The following is a 20,224-nucleotide window of genomic DNA, read 5'->3' on the forward strand; positions in this document are numbered from 1 at the left end:
ATCTACTTATTATTTAATTTTCTGTCAAGATATCAACTGTTGTCATCAGAAAAGAAATATGGTCAAATTACCCCTATTAAGGAATAAGGAGAGGATAGACTGTGCAATTAATCGAATCAAAGATAATCAATCCAAAAGTATGGGAATTGCTTTCTTATGCGACTACTGATGGTAAAATTGAAGCTGAATATAATGCTTATCTTCTATCAGCTAATAGAATGTTGTATGGAATGATTATTAAAAATAACATTGTTGGCTGTATCGGGATAGAATTTGATACTGAAAGTAAATGTGAAATAAAACATATAGCTGTTAACCCAATCAGTAGAAAGCAACAAATTGGTAGGAGTATGATACTTTATATTATCGAGAAATTTCAAATAGATTCTATTTTTGCAGAAACGGATAAGGATGCGGTAAATTTCTATGCTTCTATTGGATTTACAATAACAAGTCTTGGTGAAAAATACCCAGGAGTAGAGCGATTCCTTTGTGTATTTAATAACAGAAAGATGTAAATAGATTTAAAACGCTACCTTGCTAAAAAATAATTTAAAACGAATTGGTGAAATAATCTAGCGGCGGGGGATAGGTAGCGATTTTTAACTACTGCCATCCCTATTACACGTTCGTATGTAGCATCTTCAATTCTTAATTTAGTCATCCTATCCATTTCTCCTCCATATGGTAAAATGGAATACCCCAGTCCTGCAGCGATGAATCCTGCAACAGTTGCGACTTCATCTCCTTCAAAGGAAATATTAGGTTTTAACCCCTCATTCTCGAAGATTTCATCTGTTGTTTTTCGAAGTGCATAGCCTTTTTTTAATCCTATAAATGATTCGTTCGCTATTTCTTTTAGCTTAATGCTTTTACGTGAAGCGAGGGGGTGGTTTGCTTGCACTATCACAAATAATTCATCTCGCCAGAGTTCCGTCCATTCAATCGGACTCTCGTTTTCCATGGACGCAAGTAAACATAGATCTAGGTTACCGTGTTTTAGTTCTTTCAACTGTGTGTGTGTATGATTTTGTTGAAATTGAAAGGTGATATGAGGATGCTCCTTATGGAAAGCACGAATAATATTAGGAACAGTACTTGTACCTAATGTATGTAAAAATCCAAGTGAAACTTCTCCGTGTTGAGGGTTAATAGTATGTTGGATTTCCTCTAAACCATCCTCCATTTCTTTCATTATTCTATTGACCCTCATTAAAAACAGCTGTCCGTATTTATTTAAGATGATTGAGCGACCTTGTCGATCAAATAATGGTACACCAATTTCTTGCTCCAAACTTGCGAGAGATCTACTTAAAGCGGGCTGAGAAATAGCGAGTATTTCAGCGGCTTTTGTCATATGTTGAATCTTTGCAAGTGTTTGAAAATATTCTAATCGTTGCCATTCCATTTGAATCACTCCCTATCCGTTTTATACATGCATAAAAGGTATTGATTTAATAAAAATAATAAATTATACATTATGAATAGTCAATGCTACTATTAGTTCAACAGATTAATACTTTAATGAAACAAAGGGGATATTCAAATGAAAGTTGTAGCACCTAAAGCTTTTACATTAGAAGGCGGGAAAAGAGCAGTATTATTGCTTCATGGATTTACAGGGAGCACGAAGGATGTAAAAAGATTAGGGCAGTATTTACAAAAAAGAGGCTATACTTGTCATGCTCCTATGTACAGAGGACACGGAGTTACACCAGAAGAATTGTTATTAACAAGTCCAACTGATTGGTGGCAGGATGTAGTTGATGGGTATAATCATTTAAAAAACCTAGGATATGAAGAAATTGCTGTTGCTGGTATTTCACTAGGAGGAGTTTTCTCTTTGAAAGTGGCAGAAGAGTTCCCTGTAAAAGCCGTTGTATCTATGTGTGCTCCTATTAAGCGAAACGGCACCGATGGGCTATTTGACCGTTTATACAATTATGCTAAAATTTATAAATCATTTGAAGGTAAATCAAAAGAAGAAATTATAGAGGAACTAGCGACATTGAAGAATACTAACAGTGAATCTTTTAGCGGAGTTCATGAAATAACAGAAGTTACTTGTAGTGGATTACAATTCATCAATTCACCAACTTTAGTCATGCAGGGGTCCTTAGATGATGATATCTACAAAGAAAGTGCTTCCTACATTCATGAACAAGTAGAAACAGATGAAAAAGAAATCATTTGGTATAAAGAATCTGGCCATATAATTACAGTTGGAAAAGAGAAAGACAAAGTATGCGAAGATGTATACGAATTTCTCAATCAAGTTGAGTGGATTGCTTCCTAATAAGTTCTCAAAAAACCTTTTACTTAAGAGCGTGTAAATGCGCTGGATATGTAAAAGGTTTTTTATTATCGTGATTGTAGTATGATATTAGTAATCATAATCTGGGAGGTATACCGTTGAAGTTTATCAAAGTACTTTTTGGCATTGTCATTTTTTTGGGGATTATCGTAGTAGCAGCTTTTTATTTTGGACCAAAGCTAGTTGCAGATGAAGTGATGGAAAAGGTATCTATAGAACTACAGGATAGCGGGCAGCTTGAAACGATAAAAGAGGAAATTGAAAATGATCCTGAGCTTCAGGAATTTATAGCAGAGGGTAAGGATGTAGATAGTAGCAAGCTTCCTTACCAAACAAAAGAAGAAGCCACAAGAGCCCTAATTACAAAATTTGGCATTGGTGAAATCCGAGAAATCCAATCAAAAGCACAAAATGGAATGACCGCAGAAGAAAAACAGGAAATTTTTAATAAGTTAGAAAGCAATCTGACTGAAGAAGAGATGCTTGCTTTAAAAGTTTTGGCTTATAAAGAACTGTCTAAATGATTATAGATTAAACAGTTTTGAAGGATTCCCAGCCTCTTGATCAGACTTTCAAACTAATAGTGCGTTCAAGCTATTAAGTGTTGAGACAATACTAACTGGAGTCCGACCTGAAGTTACGCAAACTATGATTGGTCTTGGAATTGATATTAGTGAAATAAAGGTAAAAACAAATGTTGAACGAGCAATGATAGAGTTTCTTATCTAATTTATTCTTGTATAATTTTTAATAAATTATCTAGGAACGCCTATTATCGGCGTTCTTTTTCATAATAAGAAATTATATAATTATTCTTTTCATAAGTCCCGTGTTCAAAGAAGTATGACAGTAGGGTTTCACTAAATTATAAGGAAAACCACTCGTAGTTATCACATGCGAGTGGGTGAATTAAACAAATGAAATTAGCAGAGTTAGTGATTTGGATTTAATATTGCTAACATCTGATGATCTTCCCAACGTCCGTTAATTTCAACATTTTTTCTTGCTACTCCTTCTTTATGAAAGCCAGCTTTTTCTAAAACTCGTATGGAACCTATGTTATCTGGCATCACTCCTGCCTCAATTCGATGCAAGTTTAGATTTTCAAAGGCATAATCAACAACTAGATTAGTAGCTTCGGTAGTATAACCTTTGCCATTATGTTCTTTGTCTAAAGAATAGCCCAAAAGCGCACTTTGGCGAGGTCCACGTAAAACTTGAAACAAACCTATAGTACCAATAAGAACATCCCCGTCGATTTTAAAAATTCCAAATCGATATTCTAACTCCTGTTTTGTATTTTGTTCCCATTTTTCAATTAATTCTTTATGGGTTTCTAAAGTCCAGTAATTTTCTGGTTGAGTTATAGAATAGTTTTCAAAAAAAGCTCGATTTTTTTTTTCTAAATTTAGTAGGTCGACAGCATCTGAATGAACAAGCGGTCGTATGTATACATTTAAGATTTTGGACATCTAATCTTCCTTTCTATAAGAAATAAATCTAATCTATTATATCATAAGGAAAAAAGAAGATAATCTAATAAGTTGATGCGCATACAGACCAAAGATTGTCACTATAAAAATAGACCCTTTTCAAGGTCTAGTAGTTTTTATTTCACTGTTAACATGTTCACGAATGATTAATAATTCAATAACATCTTGTGCTGAATATGTATAAGTAGCATATTCAGGAACAAGCTCGTTGAATTGTCTAACTATTTCGTGGAGTGTTTCAACATAAAAATCATTTAATGTCAATTCGAATTTAGTAATAGTGTTCACCTTCTTCTTTTTTAGAAGCATTAACCATTTTGCTTGAATTTATTCAAATGGATGGGATATCTGGTGATTAACAAAAAATCCGAAATGACTAGGAATACTTTAGCAATATTTTAGTAAGGAAGTTCTGTTGCTATTCTCGCTATTACAAGATTTGGCATAATAAAATTCCATGAATGGTGGATTGACTCCGAAAAATTCTCTTAAACTTGCGTTTCTTTAGGTCAGATTCGAGAAAGGATTGGGTAATCATATCTTCGAGCTATCGATAAATAGCGAAGCAACAAAACTGAAGAAATAGAAAAAACACCCACATATGTGAGTGCTTAAGGAGAAAATAAGGCTTACCAACCAACGGAACCTTATATTCTTATTATAGAGTAGATTGCATGAATTTCCGTTTCCTCTTTTAACCTAATAAGCCAATTGAAGATTAAACAAAACCTTGTCTTTGAGCAATAGACGTTAAACAGGCTTTTTTATATTACCTATATCGTGTCGTTACACGTTAAAAACGAACCAGGTGCCATCATTCCTTTGCCTGAAGAAGTAATGGAAGATGGACCAACACTAGAATTAACGTGGGATAAAAAAAGTAAAGCTGTTCCGATGGAGGATATCCAGAATTATGGATTCGAAAAAGCATTACGATGACAGAATCCAATTTGAACAACGAAATTCAAAAGGTGTACGTTCTAAATTGCTTGCTCAATTAAAAACAGGTACAGCAATAGGCGAAGGATTACAAGATGGCAATGCTAAAAACTGGGCGTTAACGCATAAGCGGTCACTAGGTTGTCTGCTGGCGTTGAATAAACAGTACCGTGTGGGATATCACCGTGCATTAATACCACATTTTTTTAAGAAGTTTTCATTATACGTCACACCGAAAGCCGATTGAGTAGAAATGTTTACATTTCCTAAATAATCTGCTGCATCAACGAGTTGATGGATGAGACTACTTCTAACAGGATATGAGGATTTCATTTACCCAGGAATAGGTACGCCTACTACTACTTATCAATATACTATTCATGCAGAAATCTTAAAGCTTGTTAATTATGCAGATCGTGGAGAGAAACAGGAGAACTTCCACATGTTACGTGAATCCAATATGCCAGCTCTTTTAACGGAAAATGGGTTTATCGATAATGCAACTGATGCTGCAAAAGTGAAAACAGCTTCATTCAGTGAATCTCTAGCAAGAGGTCATGTAAATGGAATTGTTAAGTGTTTCAATCTTCCTAAGAAAAGTAGGACTGTATACCATACGGTAGTGAGTGGTGATACTGTGTATTCATTAAGTCAAAGATATGGCGGAACAGCGCAACAGATTAAAGATTGGAATGGTCTTGATGCCAATTACACAATTTTTATTGGACAAGTGTTGAGATTAAATTAAAAAATATATTGCCCTGCTCACTATTGTGTGCGGGGCTTTTTAAGCTTCAACCTACTGGTCTAAAATCAGCTTCTCTGAGTTCTGCTCTTATTTGAAAGAGGCATTAAATAAACCTACGCATTAATTTCTTAAATGTAAGCTAAGTTACCTTATCCTTAACAAAATTTTTTCATAATATAAAAATAGTAATATGAAAGGAGGGGATATATGATGTCTGAATACAGTGGATATGGAAATAAAGGATCGAGCTTCGTGTTGATTGTAGTGTTGTTTATCTTACTAATTATTGTAGGAGCAAGTTTTATTTATTAATACTAATACTTTCGAGATTAAGAGAGGAAGTTTAGCCAAGTAATCATCACTATTTTGTCATTGGGTAAATTTTGTCCGCTGTACCTAACGAATTTAATTAAAATGATAGATGCTTCCCATTTAGTATCTTCCCTTCTAAAAAAGTGACCTTCTCTTAATTGAGTTGGTCGCTTTTTTTATTTGTACGAAATTTATTTATTGTAAAACCAAATAAATGTTCGTATACTACAAAGGAATTTTCGAAGTCCATGCAACAGAACCAAATTGTTTATATGATTTATATGAAAAATAATGGGGTAATCAGTAACGAAAAGTAAAGGTTATGAGCATTTCACGTTTTTTTCCAAGCTTATTGTTTTTTGAGGGGAACAAAAAGGACTTTTAAAATAGATAATGTACTTGCATTTGTTCCAGTCGTTAACAAGGAGCGTGCAGTGGTATGGGTGATGAGTAATATTTTAATGAGCACTTTTTAGAGGTATTTGAATCTGCTAAGTTTCTAGACTAGACCGTGGTGCTAAAAAATGGGTAGCAATGGTGTTACCTGAACATGTGAAATTGTTACGTGAATTCAGTGTAGATTCAAAGAGAGAGACCCACGTCCTGAATTAAATGGATGGGATTTAGAAGCAATACAGGATTGCTTAAATTTAGCTTTTTTGAGCAAAGTCAATTTTAAAATTTAATTATGGAGGGATGCTAGGTTTATCTATAAAAGTGGAACCATCGAAAGTATAGATATTTTGAGATGAAATCATGAAAAAATACGACATACAACTTCAGGCTGGAAAGGTTTAGAGAGCGATAATAAATCCAAAATGGTAATAGTAGAAAACCACTTACCGTAAAAAGGAAGGTGGTTTTTTAATTATGTAATTAGAAAGATTAGGGTAACATGCAAATTTTGTTTAAAATGGTGCAAAAAAAAATTGCTTGAACAAGAAAATCACCAAAAAGTCACAAAAATCCCGAAAGAGTATGTAAAAAGACGAAAACAGGGTATTAGCTTATGCGGTAAAAATGTTGTTATAATAGGATATGTGAATATAAAAGAAAGAGGGCGAAAACATGAATGCTTACGATGAGTATATGCGAGGTATTGTAGGGCCGATGAGAAGTGAATTAACGGGGGCGGGATTTAAAGAACTTATTACACCTGAGGATGTACAAGAACATATGTCTACTGCAAGTGGCGTTTCCTTAATCGTTATAAATTCTGTGTGTGGATGTGCTGCTGGATTAGCTAGACCGGCTGTTGTTAATGCATTAAATGAGTTAGAGGTTAAACCTGAAAACTTAGTTACTGTTTTTGCTGGACAAGATCAAGAGGCTACTGCGGCAATGCGAGGTTATTTTGAGGATGTGCCGCCAAGTTCACCATCTATTGCCATTTGGAAAGATGATGAGTTAGCTTATTTTATCCCACGTGAACAAATTGAAAGTAACTCGATGGAGACTATCAAAGATCATCTATCTGGCGTACTTTCACAAGTCGTTTCTTCATGAACACTGTTGTAACAACAGCTGGAAGAACTAATGAAGAATATATGTTAAAAGCAAACGAGATTTCTAAATTATTAAATTTACCGTATATAAAACGTCAAAAGAAATCCGTTTCTACCATACAAAAAGAACAGCATGCAAATGTGCTCGTTGTGAGCAAAGAGAGATTGGAACTGTATACATACGGTTCCACTTCTCCTTTTTTCTTTCATCCTAATTCTGCTGCGTTTCGTATTAAAAGGCTATTAAATGGAGAGGAAGATTCATTTTTAGAAGTAGTAGGATTAAAAGAGGGCGATCATTTTTTAGATACGACAGCTGGCCTTTGCTCAGATAGCATAATTGCTTCATATGCTGTAGGGGACTCAGGAATTGTACATGCATGTGAAAAGGAACAGACTATTGCCTTTATTGTGGATGTTGGTTTAAAAAATTACGCAACGAATAATGAGTCATTACTAAAAAGTATGCGTAATATACACCTAATCCATCAAGATGCAGTTGCTTATATGAAAGGAGCAGCTTCCAATTCCTATGATGTAGTTTATATAGATCCAATGTTCGAAGATGTTATTGAAGAGTCTTCCAATTTCCATGCTTTAAGAGAAGCTGGTGCCCATGATTCTTTGAGCGATGAGTGGGTGGCTGAGGCAAAGCGACTTGCAAGAAAAAAAGTTGTATTAAAAGCACATTTCAAATCACCACTATTTGATCAATTTGATTTTAAACGAGAAATTAGATTAACTTCTAAATTTCATTATGGAATTATAGATTTAGAAGTAACCTAAGTAGCATACGATGAATAGACAACCCTCACCATATTATCAAAAAGAAAAGAGAGCCATGGCAATAGCCACGACTCTCAAAGAAACATTCAATAATAAGGTGTAACTAACAATCAAATCAATCTGTAAAGTTAAGTGATGTTAAATATGCTAATAAAAATAAAAATCCGATACCTATAACTAATCCTGCGTCCATCGTGATTTTCCTCCTTTGTTCAAAAAGCTCTGTGGTATGTTTACACATTTTATTGTACAATGAATAGTAAGAAGATGAAACCTTTAGTTCGTCAAAACGTTTAATAGAATGAAGAGTTTTACTAAAATTGTCCAATATTGAAGGTGAATAGGATGAAAAAATGGTTCCAAAAGTCAATAATTATAACTGTTGCATTGCTAACATTTGGTCTAATATCTCCTAGCCATTTCATATGGGAGCAAATATTAGACACAAAAAGTCCTTCTAGGGCTATTTCTTCTGATGTACATGATTATGAACAAGTAACAATAACAGATGAATCCTCCGTTTATGAAAACATGACGGATGCTGCCAGGGAACAAGCTTACATAAAGTTCGGTAATCGAATAGGGCCAGTGATTCAACATGAGTTTGACGATGTTATCTTTCCGAAGATGCAAGAAGCAATTGATATGACTATTGCTAAAGCAACCGATCAAGAAATAACTCGTTTAGCTATCTCCGAGCAACCATCTGGAGATTACCACGAAAAGATTTTTAATATTTTTAATGATTCAACTAAAAAAGATCTGATTCGTTTTCACGTAAGAACGGATAAAAAACCGCAAGAAGGATATTATTTCAATTTCCATTATCACTTGGCGGAAGATAAGTACTCTAAACATTATGTGCTAGGTGACATATATTGGTCAAAAAACACACCACCAAAATGGTTATCTTAAAAAAGCCAAAACACTCATGTGAAAAATGAGTGTTTTTTTGTTTGGAAACGTTGATATATCAGTGTTTCTAATAGGTGAATTTGTATTTGAAATTTTAGTTAAGGATATATAGAAATTATGAATAAGACACTGTACCCCAAATTGTACCCCAAAATTGCTTATTCTTCGTTTTCATCAAATGGATTGAGTGTAATAATCCCGTCCATAATATGCGAAGCTGCTATTCCATCTTTCTCAAACGAGTGTGTATAAGTTTTGTAAACAGTTTCAGGTGTGTCACCGACCAAAGCTGCAACAGTTGTTATCGGAACATTATTTGATAATTGAATCGATACAAAGGTATGTCGAAGATAGTGGGGGGTAAAGTGGCTGATTTTTTCCCTTTCACAAACTAAATCGATAATTCGTTTTAAAAAACGTTCACCGACAGGGTTTCCGGCATAGTTTACAATGACGTATCCTTCAGGGTATCGAAATTCAAATCGTTCCATCTTTTCATCAAACCAAACTTTGTATTCGAGCAATACCTTTTTAATGCCTTTGTTCATCGGAAATTTTCTAATACTATTTTTCGTCTTAGGATCCCTTGTACCATAACGGTCTTTCGTTTCAGTGATGTAAAGTACATTATTCACGAAATCTACATCAGACCATTTTAAAGCCCTCAATTCTCCAATACGCATTCCGGTTAATACTAAAATACAAATACAGGTAAAATGAGAAATTTTATATTTAGTTCGAATAATTTCTAATATTTTATCTATATCTTCAACAGGAATAGCTTCACGCTTAATTCCTTCAGCAGCATTTTTAATATTGGGGGTAGCAAATCTTTTTTTACCCAATATTTCATTTTTGACAGCAAAATTAAATATTGAACTAATCCGTCGGTAAATCGCTACAAGCGTGCCTACAGTAAAGCCTTGTTTCATCAGCGGGTCAAATATTTCCTTTTGTAAAATGAGTGTAGTGACGTTCTTGATCTTATGATTACCAATCAACTTTAGGATATACTTTTCCATGATATACTCATGGTTTCGAGCAGTTGTCGGTTTCCAGTTCGATTTCATAGCATCAACGTAAATATGATTCAATTGATCCACTGTTAAATTATCATTTTCTACTAGACTGATATTGCCATCTAATATAGCGGCCTTGATCTCAAGTAGCATGCGTTCAGCCTTTTCAATCGTATCAAAGCCTTGTTTAGTCTTTTCTCGTCGGATACCGTGTTTGTCATAATACTTATAGCGATATGCAAACTTCTTCTTATTTTCATACTTATACCAGTAAATGCTATCTAATTTGGTTTTAGTCATTTTTTCACGAGCCATCCCCACACCTCTTTTCACATATGCTGTTACATTCTCGAAATATCTGATTTCATTATCCTTATTATTGTCGGTTGATAGTGAAGATGATATTAATATGGGGAAAACGAATGAAATAATGGGCAGCTTTACAGAAGAGTTAATACGAAATATGGAGAAATTTAGACAGAAGAAATTAAAGTAATAGTATTACATTTTTAAATAAAATGACACTTACATGACAATCGAGTTGCAAAATAAGAAAACATAATTATAATTGAAACAAAGAGACCATGTGCACGCTAGTGGTGGTGTGGTAGTTATACTAACTTAATATATTTATATAAGACGCTCACGTATAGTGGGGGCTTTTTTTTCGTGCAAAATCAGGAGGGAAAATACATTTAAGATAGAAAAAAAGAAAATTATCGATCTAACACCAGCGCCATATAATCAAAGGGGCAACTTGAAACCTGGTGATATAGAATATGAGAAATTGAAAAAATCAATTACTATAAGAGTATAAAGAACCGACAAAAAAAGTTCTTTAAAGTTTTATCCCTTTGAAAAGAGGCACTTAGGCAAATGGTCTAGGTGCTTTTTTAATTATCTGATTCTTACACCATATTTTATTTATCATCATTCTATTTACCAAATCCGAATTGTATGATAACAATATACGAATCAAGGAGGAAGTTACATTAAACGATTATTAATACTTCTTACAATAACTTTACTATTAGGAGCATGTGGATCAGTTAATGAGAACATTACAATAGAAATGCATAAGGACGTTGAACAGGTTCTTACTACTATTGAAACCTCAATAGAGAGGGATAGAGAGCCGACAATCGAAGAATGGGACATTCTTATTGAATACCAAGCAAAGTATGATTCAAAGCTAGTTGATGGTGAATTAAGTGATGATGAACGATTACTGGACACGTTAATGGATAGTCTCATTAGCAAAGTGGATAATCAACAATCTTTAGATACTGCGACCGAAAGATTAAAAGAAGAAATAAAAGAAACACGAACGTTTATGAAGACAGGCAAATATTAAATTATGGCACTCACGTGCAATAGGAAAATTTATATTTTTTGTAATATTTTCTATATTTTAGAAACATTAAAATGACAGGGGAGGAATGTAGGGTGGCAGAAGAGTTATATGTATATGACAAAGCATCTGGACTTAATTGTTCAGATGCTTTAATTATTTTAAAATATTAGTGACAATTATATAAATTCGCATTATTATAAATATTATTAAATATGGAGGAGATGTAAACATGAGCATTGAAAATCAAAGAGATCCTGAAACTGAAGTTTTTATCGATACTTTTCAACATGCTTATGTTTATAGAGATATGAGAGCTAAGTATGATGATATTAAAGGTGATGTGGAAAAAATATTTCTAGAAGAATACAATGAACCTGTCTCTGAATACATTTCTGAAAAATATAATATTACAAAGAAAGAAGCACTTGATTTATATACTTACTTTGAAATAGAAATTAGTAAATTTCATCAGAGCAAGTTTAAAGAAGAGAAATAAATATTGAAGTCACATCTGAATAGGTGTGGCTTTTTATTAAATCAAATTTTTGTTACATACAATCATTTCCATTCACATTATGATTAGTGAGGAGGCGAATTAATTGTATAACAAATTTGTAGTCACAATTTTATTACTATCAGTAATTGGATTCTTAATAGCGATATATGCATTGCTAATGCAAGCATTTGGAATTCAGAGTGGAGATAAAGCTACTATTATAAGCGGAATCTTAAGTATGGTGGGTGGATTTGCTGGGGCTTTAGGTGCCTATTTTGTTGCTTCAAATCAAATGAATAAACAATTTCAACACGAGAAGAGAAAAGAAGAAAAACAAAGCAAAGAGCAAATCTTGCATACCTTAAAAAAACTAAAAATATTAAATGAAGACATAATAAATTTTGTTGAACATCTTGAAAGTGAATTTATTAAACTAGATATCGATGACATTGATGTAATATTAAAAGTTAGAGAATATGATTTACGATATATAGTTAATAAAGTGGATAAAATCAATGATGATATATTACGGAATGATCATAATATTGACTTTCTAAACTTTAGTAGACAAATAAACAACATGTATATTGAAATTATTGGATTCACTCATTTACCAATAGAACATAAATCACTTTCTTTAGAAGATTTAAGGCAATCGGTAAAGAAAAGGGATTTTAAACTCTTTGAAGCACAATTTAATCGGCATATCAATAAAATTCAGAAGGAATTAATAAAATAAAAATCTTAGTCACGTCATCATGATATGGCTTTTTTTTATACATAAAAGGTGGTGATGCCTATGTTCAAGATTATTCATAAATTCTTTAGATTTTTCGGAATGATAGTAGGTATTGCAGACGGATACATCAAAGCCGGATGTAAACACTAATTATAGTAAGAGTATAAAGAACCGACGATAAATGTTCTTTTAAGTTTTCTCCTTTGAAAAAGAGCGCTCCTATATGGGTGCTCTTTTTAACTCTTAGTCATTGTGTTAGCTAACGTAATGGATCAAATACTTGGAATGAACGGAGCGATTACATATGCTACCGTTCTTTTTTATATCGCATCTTGAAAACTGTGCCGAACTTGGAGTATTAGTACCGGCAAACTTGCGGCGAAATTAAAAGTCGTGGAATCACAAAAAGTCGAAGCTGAAACATTTAAAAAAATAATAAGTGAAGAATTAACAGGAAGTAAGGTTGACGCACAATTGGAAGCGGCGAGGGAAAGCGAAAAATAGATGACATTTAAAATAAGCTGCCTTCTGGGTGGCTTTTTATTTTGAAGGAGGTGATTGTCATGTGAAATTCAAATTTGTTATAAAAGGGTACAAGCATTTGTAAATAGCAATACAAAAACTAATATGAGGTGATTATTAATGGTAAAAGTATTTATTGATCCAGGACATGGCGGAACAGATTCAGGTGCAGTAGGAAATGGTTTACAAGAAAAGAATTTAACTCTACAAATTTCTACAAGGATTCGAGATATTTTGCTAGCTGAATACAATAACGTATCTGTATTAATGAGTAGAACAGGGGATACATTCCCATCACTTGCAGCTCGTACAAACCAAGCTAACTCATGGGGCGCTGATTTCTTCCTATCTGTTCATATTAATGCCGGTGGTGGAACTGGTTATGAAGATTTCATTTATCCAGGCTCAGGAGCACCAACAACGACATATCAAAGCAATATCCATTCAGAAATTTTGAAGCTTGTGAACTTTACTGATCGTGGCAAGAAACAACAAAACTTCCATGTGCTTCGTGAATCCAATATGCCAGCTCTTTTGACGGAAAATGGGTTTATCGATAATGCAACTGATGCAGCAAAATTGAAAACAGCTTCATTCATAGAATCTCTAGCGAGAGGTCATGTAAATGGAATTGTTAAGTGTTTCAATCTTCCTAAGAAAAGTACGGCAGTATACCATACGGTAGTGAGTGGCGATACTGTGTATTCATTAAGTCAAAAATACGGTAGTAACGCACAACAGATTAAGGACTGGAATGGACTTGATGCCAATTACACAATTTATATCGGACAAGTGTTGAGAGTAAAATAAAAATAGTGAACCTATCGTAGCCCTGCTCATTCGAGTGGGGCTTTTTTATTTGCCTTTTCATATACAACAATATTAATATAATACCTGTATATTCCTTATAATTCAGATGTTTTTTATCGGATATATATGTTAATATATTTATAGAAATTTTGAAGGAATGTACTTCAACTAATGCAGGTTAGTTGAAGAAGCATTTATACATTTGAAAAATAAGAACTAATTTAATGTATCTCAATACGGAGTAGCTTCATAATAGATTTTCGGATTATACTATAAGTTTTGCGAAATTATCTTATGTATTATTATTTTTGGTAAAATAGCAGTTATCACAATAAAATTATTTGAATATTCATATAAAAATAAACAAAAAGTAAGGAGTTTATTCCATGACGAAGCATATAGATAAAGATACTTTTTACAATTCCTTCTTTGAGCATGGCCCAGATATAATACTTTTTTTAGATACAGAAAGTGTTATTGCTAATGCAAATCAAAATCTTTCTAAAGTGATAGGTTATTCGGTTGAGGAAGTTTCGCTTACCCCACTTACCAAATATTTAGAAAAGAATGAACAGGAAAATTATCAGAATAACTTCTTAGAAGTCCTTAACGGAGAACCAAAAAGTATGGACTCTTTCTTTATAAACAACAACGGGAAGAGCATACCGATTCATATTATACTCCTTCCTGCGATTGTAGATGGTAAAGTAACCGGTGCTTTTGGGATTATAATAGATAAATCTGAAGCTCGAAAAATTGAAAATAGTTTACTTGAGTCGGAGTCAAAATTTAGAGCTATTGTGGAAGAAGCATTGGTAGGTGTTTATATCTTAAAGGACAAACATCTCTTATATGGTAATCCATACTATCATCAACTACTAGGAACTAAGTACCCTGACGTCAATTTCAATATTATTAATTATATTCATCCTGAAGATATTAATGAACTCCAATCCACCTTTGATTCGTTAATAGACGGAGAAGACGGAATAACACATTATTGTCGTGTAATTCGTAAAGAGGGGTCTGAGATAAGAATAGAAGCACATTCCAAATTAATTTATATAAATAGGGACCCGATAATTTTGGGTACAATTATAGATATAACAGAGAGAGAAAAATCTTGGGAGAAGATCAATTTTCTTGCCTATTATGACCAATTGACAAAGTTACCAAACCGAAAGTCCTTTGAAGAAACTTTGGAAAAGGAATTAGTAATCGCTAAAACATTGAATCAGAAGCTGGCAATTATGTATCTTGATTTGGATAGATTTAAATATACAAATGATACGCTTGGACATCGTGTTGGGGATGAACTATTGATAGCTATTTCTAAACGCCTCCAGATAGTACTTGGAGATGAACACCAACTATTTAGGATGAGCGGAGATGAGTATGCAATCATTTCACCTGACTGTAAAACTATCAACATGATAATTGACGTAGCATACCAAATTATCAGTTCAATGGAAGAACAATTTGTCGTGGGTCAATATAGACTATTTATGACGACAAGCATTGGTATCAGTCTTTTCCCAAATGATGGAGAGGATACAATCTCCCTTATGAAAAATGCAGATGCAGCCTTACATAACGCAAAACAGGAAGGGAAAAATACTTTTAAAGTATATTCTTCTACAATGGATATTCGAACATTTAGGGCTTTTAAGTTAGGTTCTGACATCCGTTTAGCACTTGATAAGAATCAATTAGAGTATTATTTTCAGCCAAAGGTAAGCACAGAGAATAATGAAATAATAGGGGCAGAAGCGCTAATTAGATGGAATCATCCAGAATGGGGGATATTAACTCCAAACGAGTTCCTTCCGATTATTGAAGAAAATGGGTTAATAGCTGAAGTGGGCAAAAAAATGAATTGGAAGGTAGCCAAGCAAATTAAAGCTTGGCAAGAAATGGGCTTACCACGTATACCTATATCTGTGAATTTATCAGCAAAACTATTTTTGGATAAAAACCTTGTTAGTAACTTTCAGGAGATTTTGGCAGACACCAAACTTGATCCTGAGTTTATCGAAATAGAAATTGTTGAGACTTCTATGTTAGAAAATGAGAAAGTAGTGTTGACTACTTTAAATGATCTCATTAGAACAGGAATAACTATTTCCTTAGATGACTTTGGTACAGGATATTCATCACTTTCTTATTTAACAAAGTTTAAAAAATATATCGATACATTGAAAATTGATCGGTCTTTTATTACCGAATTGAGTACAGATGAAGAGAATGAATCGAACTTCATCACTCAAACCATGATTAAACTTGCAGAAAGAATGAAGATGAACGTTGTAGCTGAAGGAGTAGAAACTTATGAGCAGTACAATCTTTTAAAGAAAATGGGATGTAAGATTGTTCAGGGATATTTTTTTTCAAAGCCTCTACCAGCTACTGAATTTGAAGAATTATTAAAGATTGGAACAATTGATATACCTAATGACCTCAAATTAGGAAATCGAACATTAGAGGAAAAAAGAGAGTTTTTCAGAGTCCCTCTTCATTTCCCGCTCAGTGGTTCAATGACACTTACACGAATCAATGGCCGTACGGTGGCCGTAGGAAAAACAGTAGTATTAATCGAGGATATTGGATTAGGTGGTCTTCGCTTTATAACAGATTTAAAGCTTACAGTAAATCCTAATATCATTTTTGAGTTTGAGACTTACTTATTTGGAGAGACTATTAAACTACTAGGCTCTATTGTCTGGATGAATGAAATTAAACCCTATATTTATCAATATGGCTTAGAATATGCCATCGATGAGAGTGAACGTGCTGAGATTACACCAATTTTAAATAAACTTGCTTTAAAGCTTCGCAATGCCCCTTTAGTTCCTGACTGTAGTTTTGTAACTGAGGATCGTTACACTTTTATAAAAAAATTACGCAATTAATGTTAGTGTTAGCCTGAGCGTTGAACTAAGAATTCTCTCAAAGGAAGTTGCTTCCTTAAGGAACGCAGACATACCCTAAGAAGAGCAAGGAATTAGGCAACTCTTATTTCTTATTGAACTAGCAGGTGCTTTAGGTGAATAAGGAACAAACAAAAAAATTCACTAAAAGTTACAAATAAATCGCAGGAACAGAATAATAAATTGCTTAAAAATAGCGACCTTCTCTTAATTGAGTTGATCGCTTTTTTTATTCTATAGAAACTATTAGGGGTATTCATAAATTTCCTGCGCTAGTCCATCCTCTAGATTTCACTTTGCAATTATACGGCGGAGTCTTTGAAAATAACTTTTCTTTAACTTCTTTTGTAAACCTATTTGAACACTTCCTGAATAACTTCCTTCCACACTTTTTAGGTGCACAGTTAATGGACCTATGCCGCATTATATCTTTGGAGATATAACTAAAGGATTTTTTTCTGAATTATTTGATTTTTTAAAATACCGCTGATATTGTGAAAGTTATCACTTAAACTAACGCAGCAGGTTAGTTGAATAAGAATAAAGGAAATAAGGCTGTAATGGAGTGTCATTTCGGGGTGTTATTTTGCACCTGTTTAAAGATTAGTCATGAATAAAAGTCAAATGGGAGATTTCTCATGAAGATTTTAAAACTTTTTTCATCACACACCATTTAAGGATCTCAAATGAATATAAGCTTCATTTTTGGGGCAATCTTCAATGGATGAAAATATTCGGAGGTGCAGGAATGTTTGAAAAAAAATTAGCACTTCATGAAACTCTGGAATTTCATGAAGTAATAAATTTTAAGACAGTATGTTTACTTAAATCTAAAATGATGCAAGGTATCGTTTTTGACCAAGATCTAAAAGCGCTAATGGAGAAGGACGTAAAACAATCTATCCCAGCTTTAACTGCAATGATAAAACTATATTCAAATTCTGAGTTAAAATAATCGGAGGTCGGTTCGTATGAATGATTATTTAGATCCTATAAATTCTGTTGGAATGCCCGAACTTACTGATTCAGGTATTGCCCTTGAATTTTTGTTATCAACAAAAACTGGGGTTAGAAATCTTTCAATTGCATTGACAGAAACAGCAACACCTACAATTAGAAAGTTATTACAGGAACAACTTGATGTAACCATTGCCTTATATTTCGAAATTGCAGATCTCATGATGAAAAAACAATGGTTAAACCCATATGATTTGGAACTTCAAAAACAATTGGATATTAAATCCGCTCAAAATGCAGTAGATATAGCTAATTTAAATCTCTTTCCGGGCGTTACAAATCGGAAAGGAATGTTTCCAAGCCCACCGAAGAAATAATGAATATAGAAGGAGATTTAATTAATGAAAGCTGTTACTTTTCAAGGTGTTAAAAATGTTCAAGTAAAAAACGTGAAAGACCCAAGCATCCAAAAAGCGGATGATATCATTGTTAAACTGACTACTACTGCAATTTGCGGATCAGACTTACACTTAATTCATGGGATGATCCCAAACCTTGGCGAGGATTATGTTATTGGACATGAACCTATGGGAATTGTAGAAGAAGTCGGTAAGGATGTAACGAAAGTTAAAAAAGGGGATCGCGTTATAATCCCATTTAATATAGCATGTGGTCAATGTTGGTACTGTAATCATGAATTAGAAAGTCAATGTGACAATGCGAATGAAAATGGAGAAATGGGTGCATATTTTGGCTACTCAGACACGACGGGAGGATTCCCAGGTGGTCAAGCTGAATTTATGCGAGTTCCATATGCTAATTTTACCCCTTTTAAGATTCCAGAAAACAGTGAAGTAGCGGATGAAAGTTTAGTGCTACTTGCAGATGCTGCGTCTACAGCATTTTGGAGTGTAGACAATGCGGGAGTGAAAGCAGGGGATACGGTCGTAATTTTAGGATGCGGTCCAGTTGGTCTGTTAGCACAAAAATTCGCTTGGTTAAAAGGTGCAAAAAGAGTTATTGCAGTTGATTACGTTGGTTATCGTTTAAAACATGCAAAACGTACGAATAACGTGGAGATTGTTAACTTTGAAGATCATGAAAATTGTGGTGAATATTTAAAAGAAATAACACAGGGGGGAGCAGATGTAGTCATTGACTGCGTAGGAATGAGTGGAAAAATGACTCCACTGGAATTTCTTGCATCTGGTCTGAAATTACAAGGAGGAGCAATGGGAGCTCTAGTAATTGCAAGTCAAGCAGTTCGCAAAGGTGGAACAATTCAAATTACAGGAGTTTACGGGGCACGTTATAATGCATTCCCATTAGGTGACATCTTCCAAAGAAATGTGAATATTAGGACAGGTCAAGCTCCAGTTATTCACTACATGCAGCATATATATAATTTAATTGCAGAAGGTAAGGTTGATCCAAGTGATATTGTCACTCATGTACTTCCTTTAGATCAAGCTAAGCATGGATATGAAGTATTTGACACCAAAATGGAAGACTGTATAAAAGTTGTACTAAAACCGTAAATATAGAGGGTTAGTTTTCGAGCATCTCTTATGAGGTGCTTTTTTTATTTGTCCAAAATTTACTTGTTGTAAAATCAAACGAATGTTCGTATAATAAAAAGCTAAAGGAGGGAACAAGTGTGCGTATGAATTTAATGAAATGTATGAAACGTAATCAGATGGTTGAGTTAATGTATATGGATTCAAAGGGTAATATAAGCCAAAGGCGAGTGAAAGTCCTGAGGATTCAAGGTGATACATTCCAGGGGTTTTGTTTTAAACGGAATGCCAAACGTACTTTTATCATTGAAAATGTACTCGCATTTGTTCCCATAATACATAAGGAGCGTGCTGTGGTATGAATTTATTATCAGGTGCAGAATTTGAAAAACAGTTTAGAGAAGTTTACGATTCAGCTAAATACCTTGATCGTGGTTCTAAAAAATGGGTAGCAATGATGTTACCAGAGCATGTGAAAATGATTCGTGAGTACGCAGTGGAAATCAAAAGAGACGAACGTCCTGATTTGAACGAATGGGATCTAGAAGCCATACAGGAGTGTTTGGATTTATCTATGTTACAAAAAGCTGATACTATAATAAAATTGTGGAGGGATGGTCAGTTTTACTACAACAGAGGAACGATTGAGAGTATCGATATCCAAAGAAGAACATTAGAAATGCAAGATCCTTTTTATTTGTTATCAATCAGATTAGATAGTTGATGTAACTATTATGGATTAAGGTTGTGAAATGATGGATAGAACTGAAGAACTGTTTAATGAAATGCTTGATAAATATGATTCAGAATTAATACTAGGTGCATTGGATCAAATGTCAAGAATGAGTTGATTGCTTTAGGTAAGGTATGT

Annotated in this window: 22 protein-coding genes; 18 read left to right on the forward strand and 4 right to left on the reverse strand. The window is 33.7% G+C overall.

The features are described from left to right. Positions 1-101: 101 nt before the first annotated feature. Positions 102-518: a GNAT family N-acetyltransferase gene (locus KD050_RS20170; RefSeq protein WP_211894075.1), complete on the forward strand. Its 417-nt coding sequence runs from the start codon at positions 102-104 to the stop codon at positions 516-518. A 14-nt stretch (positions 519-532) separates the two neighbouring features. Here KD050_RS20170 and KD050_RS20175 read toward each other — a convergent pair whose 3' ends face one another. Further along, the gene (locus KD050_RS20175; RefSeq protein WP_211894076.1) at positions 533-1,408 is read right to left on the reverse strand and encodes a LysR family transcriptional regulator; all 876 of its coding nucleotides are present in this window, start codon (positions 1,406-1,408) and stop codon (positions 533-535) included. A gap of 138 nt (positions 1,409-1,546) precedes the next feature. Here KD050_RS20175 and KD050_RS20180 point away from each other — a divergent pair, with 138 nt between their 5' ends. Together KD050_RS20180 and KD050_RS20185 are read left to right on the forward strand one after the other, a co-directional pair. Then, positions 1,547-2,296 (forward strand): alpha/beta hydrolase, encoded by a 750-nt coding sequence (locus KD050_RS20180; protein ID WP_211894077.1) that lies wholly within the window; start codon positions 1,547-1,549, stop codon positions 2,294-2,296. Between the two features lie 116 nt (positions 2,297-2,412). Next, complete coding sequence (locus KD050_RS20185) at positions 2,413-2,838, forward strand: hypothetical protein (RefSeq protein WP_211894078.1); 426 nt, start codon at positions 2,413-2,415, stop codon at positions 2,836-2,838. 408 nt (positions 2,839-3,246) lie between these two features. Here KD050_RS20185 and KD050_RS20190 read toward each other — a convergent pair whose 3' ends face one another. Together KD050_RS20190 and KD050_RS20195 are read right to left on the reverse strand one after the other, a co-directional pair. After that, on the reverse strand, positions 3,247-3,786 hold the full coding sequence (locus KD050_RS20190; protein ID WP_211894079.1) for a GNAT family N-acetyltransferase: 540 nt from the start codon (positions 3,784-3,786) through the stop codon (positions 3,247-3,249). A 120-nt stretch (positions 3,787-3,906) separates the two neighbouring features. Next, a complete protein-coding gene (locus KD050_RS20195) occupies positions 3,907-4,095 on the reverse strand; it encodes a hypothetical protein (protein ID WP_211894080.1) in 189 nt (62 codons plus the stop codon). 625 nt (positions 4,096-4,720) lie between these two features. Here KD050_RS20195 and KD050_RS20200 point away from each other — a divergent pair. From KD050_RS20200 to KD050_RS20225, 6 genes are all read left to right on the forward strand, one after another. After that, positions 4,721-4,993 (forward strand): hypothetical protein, encoded by a 273-nt coding sequence (locus tag KD050_RS20200; RefSeq protein WP_211894081.1) that lies wholly within the window; start codon positions 4,721-4,723, stop codon positions 4,991-4,993. A gap of 51 nt (positions 4,994-5,044) precedes the next feature. Next, positions 5,045-5,494 (forward strand): LysM peptidoglycan-binding domain-containing protein, encoded by a 450-nt coding sequence (locus tag KD050_RS20205; protein ID WP_211894082.1) that lies wholly within the window; start codon positions 5,045-5,047, stop codon positions 5,492-5,494. A 210-nt stretch (positions 5,495-5,704) separates the two neighbouring features. Beyond that, positions 5,705-5,806: a YjcZ family sporulation protein gene (locus tag KD050_RS20210; RefSeq protein ID WP_211894083.1), complete on the forward strand. Its 102-nt coding sequence runs from the start codon at positions 5,705-5,707 to the stop codon at positions 5,804-5,806. Positions 5,807-6,874: 1,068 nt separating this feature from the next. After that, entirely contained in the window at positions 6,875-7,312 is a 438-nt protein-coding gene (locus KD050_RS20215; protein WP_211894084.1) for a BrxA/BrxB family bacilliredoxin, read from the forward strand. After that, entirely contained in the window at positions 7,309-8,097 is a 789-nt protein-coding gene (locus tag KD050_RS20220; RefSeq protein ID WP_211894085.1) for a class I SAM-dependent methyltransferase, read from the forward strand. The genes KD050_RS20215 and KD050_RS20220 overlap by 4 nt, the downstream gene beginning before the upstream one ends. A 345-nt stretch (positions 8,098-8,442) precedes the next feature. Continuing rightward, positions 8,443-9,012, forward strand: coding sequence for a YpjP family protein (locus KD050_RS20225; RefSeq protein ID WP_211894086.1), 570 nt, complete (start codon positions 8,443-8,445; stop codon positions 9,010-9,012). Between the two features lie 158 nt (positions 9,013-9,170). Here the strand turns inward: KD050_RS20225 and KD050_RS20230 are convergent, their stop codons facing one another. After that, positions 9,171-10,346, reverse strand: coding sequence for a tyrosine-type recombinase/integrase (locus KD050_RS20230; protein ID WP_211894087.1), 1,176 nt, complete (start codon positions 10,344-10,346; stop codon positions 9,171-9,173). 757 nt (positions 10,347-11,103) lie between these two features. On the opposite strand from KD050_RS20230, the gene KD050_RS20235 reads away from it, so the two are divergent. The 9 genes from KD050_RS20235 (at position 11,104) to KD050_RS20275 (ending at position 20,077) form a co-directional block, all read left to right on the forward strand. Continuing rightward, positions 11,104-11,385 (forward strand): hypothetical protein, encoded by a 282-nt coding sequence (locus KD050_RS20235; RefSeq protein WP_211894088.1) that lies wholly within the window; start codon positions 11,104-11,106, stop codon positions 11,383-11,385. A 229-nt stretch (positions 11,386-11,614) separates the two neighbouring features. Next, positions 11,615-11,881: a hypothetical protein gene (locus tag KD050_RS20240; protein ID WP_211894089.1), complete on the forward strand. Its 267-nt coding sequence runs from the start codon at positions 11,615-11,617 to the stop codon at positions 11,879-11,881. 103 nt (positions 11,882-11,984) lie between these two features. Further along, positions 11,985-12,620: a hypothetical protein gene (locus tag KD050_RS20245; RefSeq protein ID WP_211894090.1), complete on the forward strand. Its 636-nt coding sequence runs from the start codon at positions 11,985-11,987 to the stop codon at positions 12,618-12,620. Positions 12,621-13,262: 642 nt separating this feature from the next. Beyond that, positions 13,263-13,952 carry an N-acetylmuramoyl-L-alanine amidase family protein gene (locus KD050_RS20250; protein WP_211894091.1) on the forward strand — a complete coding sequence of 230 codons (690 nt, stop codon included), beginning with the start codon at positions 13,263-13,265 and terminating at the stop codon, positions 13,950-13,952. A gap of 386 nt (positions 13,953-14,338) precedes the next feature. Continuing rightward, positions 14,339-16,861, forward strand: a complete 2,523-nt coding sequence (locus KD050_RS20255; RefSeq protein ID WP_211894092.1) for an EAL domain-containing protein — start codon at positions 14,339-14,341, stop codon at positions 16,859-16,861. Positions 16,862-17,627: 766 nt separating this feature from the next. Then, complete coding sequence (locus KD050_RS20260) at positions 17,628-17,834, forward strand: spore coat protein (RefSeq protein WP_093061030.1); 207 nt, start codon at positions 17,628-17,630, stop codon at positions 17,832-17,834. Positions 17,835-17,850: 16 nt separating this feature from the next. Then, entirely contained in the window at positions 17,851-18,213 is a 363-nt protein-coding gene (locus KD050_RS20265) for a spore coat protein (RefSeq protein WP_211894093.1), read from the forward strand. Between the two features lie 24 nt (positions 18,214-18,237). Continuing rightward, positions 18,238-19,374 (forward strand): zinc-dependent alcohol dehydrogenase, encoded by a 1,137-nt coding sequence (locus KD050_RS20270; RefSeq protein WP_211894094.1) that lies wholly within the window; start codon positions 18,238-18,240, stop codon positions 19,372-19,374. A gap of 337 nt (positions 19,375-19,711) precedes the next feature. Further along, positions 19,712-20,077: a YolD-like family protein gene (locus KD050_RS20275; protein ID WP_211894095.1), complete on the forward strand. Its 366-nt coding sequence runs from the start codon at positions 19,712-19,714 to the stop codon at positions 20,075-20,077. The last annotated feature ends 147 nt before the right edge of the window (positions 20,078-20,224 follow it).

The sequence above is a fragment of the Psychrobacillus sp. INOP01 genome, from assembly GCF_018140925.1.
In the GTDB taxonomy this organism is placed as follows: Bacteria; Bacillota; Bacilli; order Bacillales_A; family Planococcaceae; genus Psychrobacillus.

What these genes read in the sequence shown, in the direction of transcription:
- KD050_RS20175 (WP_211894076.1), bottom strand. Translation starts at nt 1,408, where the DNA reads ATGGAATGGCAACGATTAGAATATTTTCAAACACTTGCAAAGATTCAA.
- KD050_RS20180 (WP_211894077.1), top strand. Translation starts at nt 1,547, where the DNA reads ATGAAAGTTGTAGCACCTAAAGCTTTTACATTAGAAGGCGGGAAAAGA.
- KD050_RS20190 (WP_211894079.1), bottom strand. Translation starts at nt 3,786, where the DNA reads ATGTCCAAAATCTTAAATGTATACATACGACCGCTTGTTCATTCAGAT.
- KD050_RS20200 (WP_211894081.1), top strand. Translation starts at nt 4,721, where the DNA reads ATGGATTCGAAAAAGCATTACGATGACAGAATCCAATTTGAACAACGA.
- KD050_RS20205 (WP_211894082.1), top strand. Translation starts at nt 5,045, where the DNA reads ATGAGACTACTTCTAACAGGATATGAGGATTTCATTTACCCAGGAATA.
- KD050_RS20210 (WP_211894083.1), top strand. Translation starts at nt 5,705, where the DNA reads ATGTCTGAATACAGTGGATATGGAAATAAAGGATCGAGCTTCGTGTTG.
- KD050_RS20215 (WP_211894084.1), top strand. Translation starts at nt 6,875, where the DNA reads ATGAATGCTTACGATGAGTATATGCGAGGTATTGTAGGGCCGATGAGA.
- KD050_RS20220 (WP_211894085.1), top strand. Translation starts at nt 7,309, where the DNA reads ATGAACACTGTTGTAACAACAGCTGGAAGAACTAATGAAGAATATATG.
- KD050_RS20225 (WP_211894086.1), top strand. Translation starts at nt 8,443, where the DNA reads ATGAAAAAATGGTTCCAAAAGTCAATAATTATAACTGTTGCATTGCTA.
- KD050_RS20230 (WP_211894087.1), bottom strand. Translation starts at nt 10,346, where the DNA reads ATGGCTCGTGAAAAAATGACTAAAACCAAATTAGATAGCATTTACTGG.
- KD050_RS20235 (WP_211894088.1), top strand. Translation starts at nt 11,104, where the DNA reads ATGCATAAGGACGTTGAACAGGTTCTTACTACTATTGAAACCTCAATA.
- KD050_RS20240 (WP_211894089.1), top strand. Translation starts at nt 11,615, where the DNA reads ATGAGCATTGAAAATCAAAGAGATCCTGAAACTGAAGTTTTTATCGAT.
- KD050_RS20250 (WP_211894091.1), top strand. Translation starts at nt 13,263, where the DNA reads ATGGTAAAAGTATTTATTGATCCAGGACATGGCGGAACAGATTCAGGT.
- KD050_RS20255 (WP_211894092.1), top strand. Translation starts at nt 14,339, where the DNA reads ATGACGAAGCATATAGATAAAGATACTTTTTACAATTCCTTCTTTGAG.
- KD050_RS20260 (WP_093061030.1), top strand. Translation starts at nt 17,628, where the DNA reads ATGTTTGAAAAAAAATTAGCACTTCATGAAACTCTGGAATTTCATGAA.
- KD050_RS20265 (WP_211894093.1), top strand. Translation starts at nt 17,851, where the DNA reads ATGAATGATTATTTAGATCCTATAAATTCTGTTGGAATGCCCGAACTT.
- KD050_RS20270 (WP_211894094.1), top strand. Translation starts at nt 18,238, where the DNA reads ATGAAAGCTGTTACTTTTCAAGGTGTTAAAAATGTTCAAGTAAAAAAC.
- KD050_RS20275 (WP_211894095.1), top strand. Translation starts at nt 19,712, where the DNA reads ATGAATTTATTATCAGGTGCAGAATTTGAAAAACAGTTTAGAGAAGTT.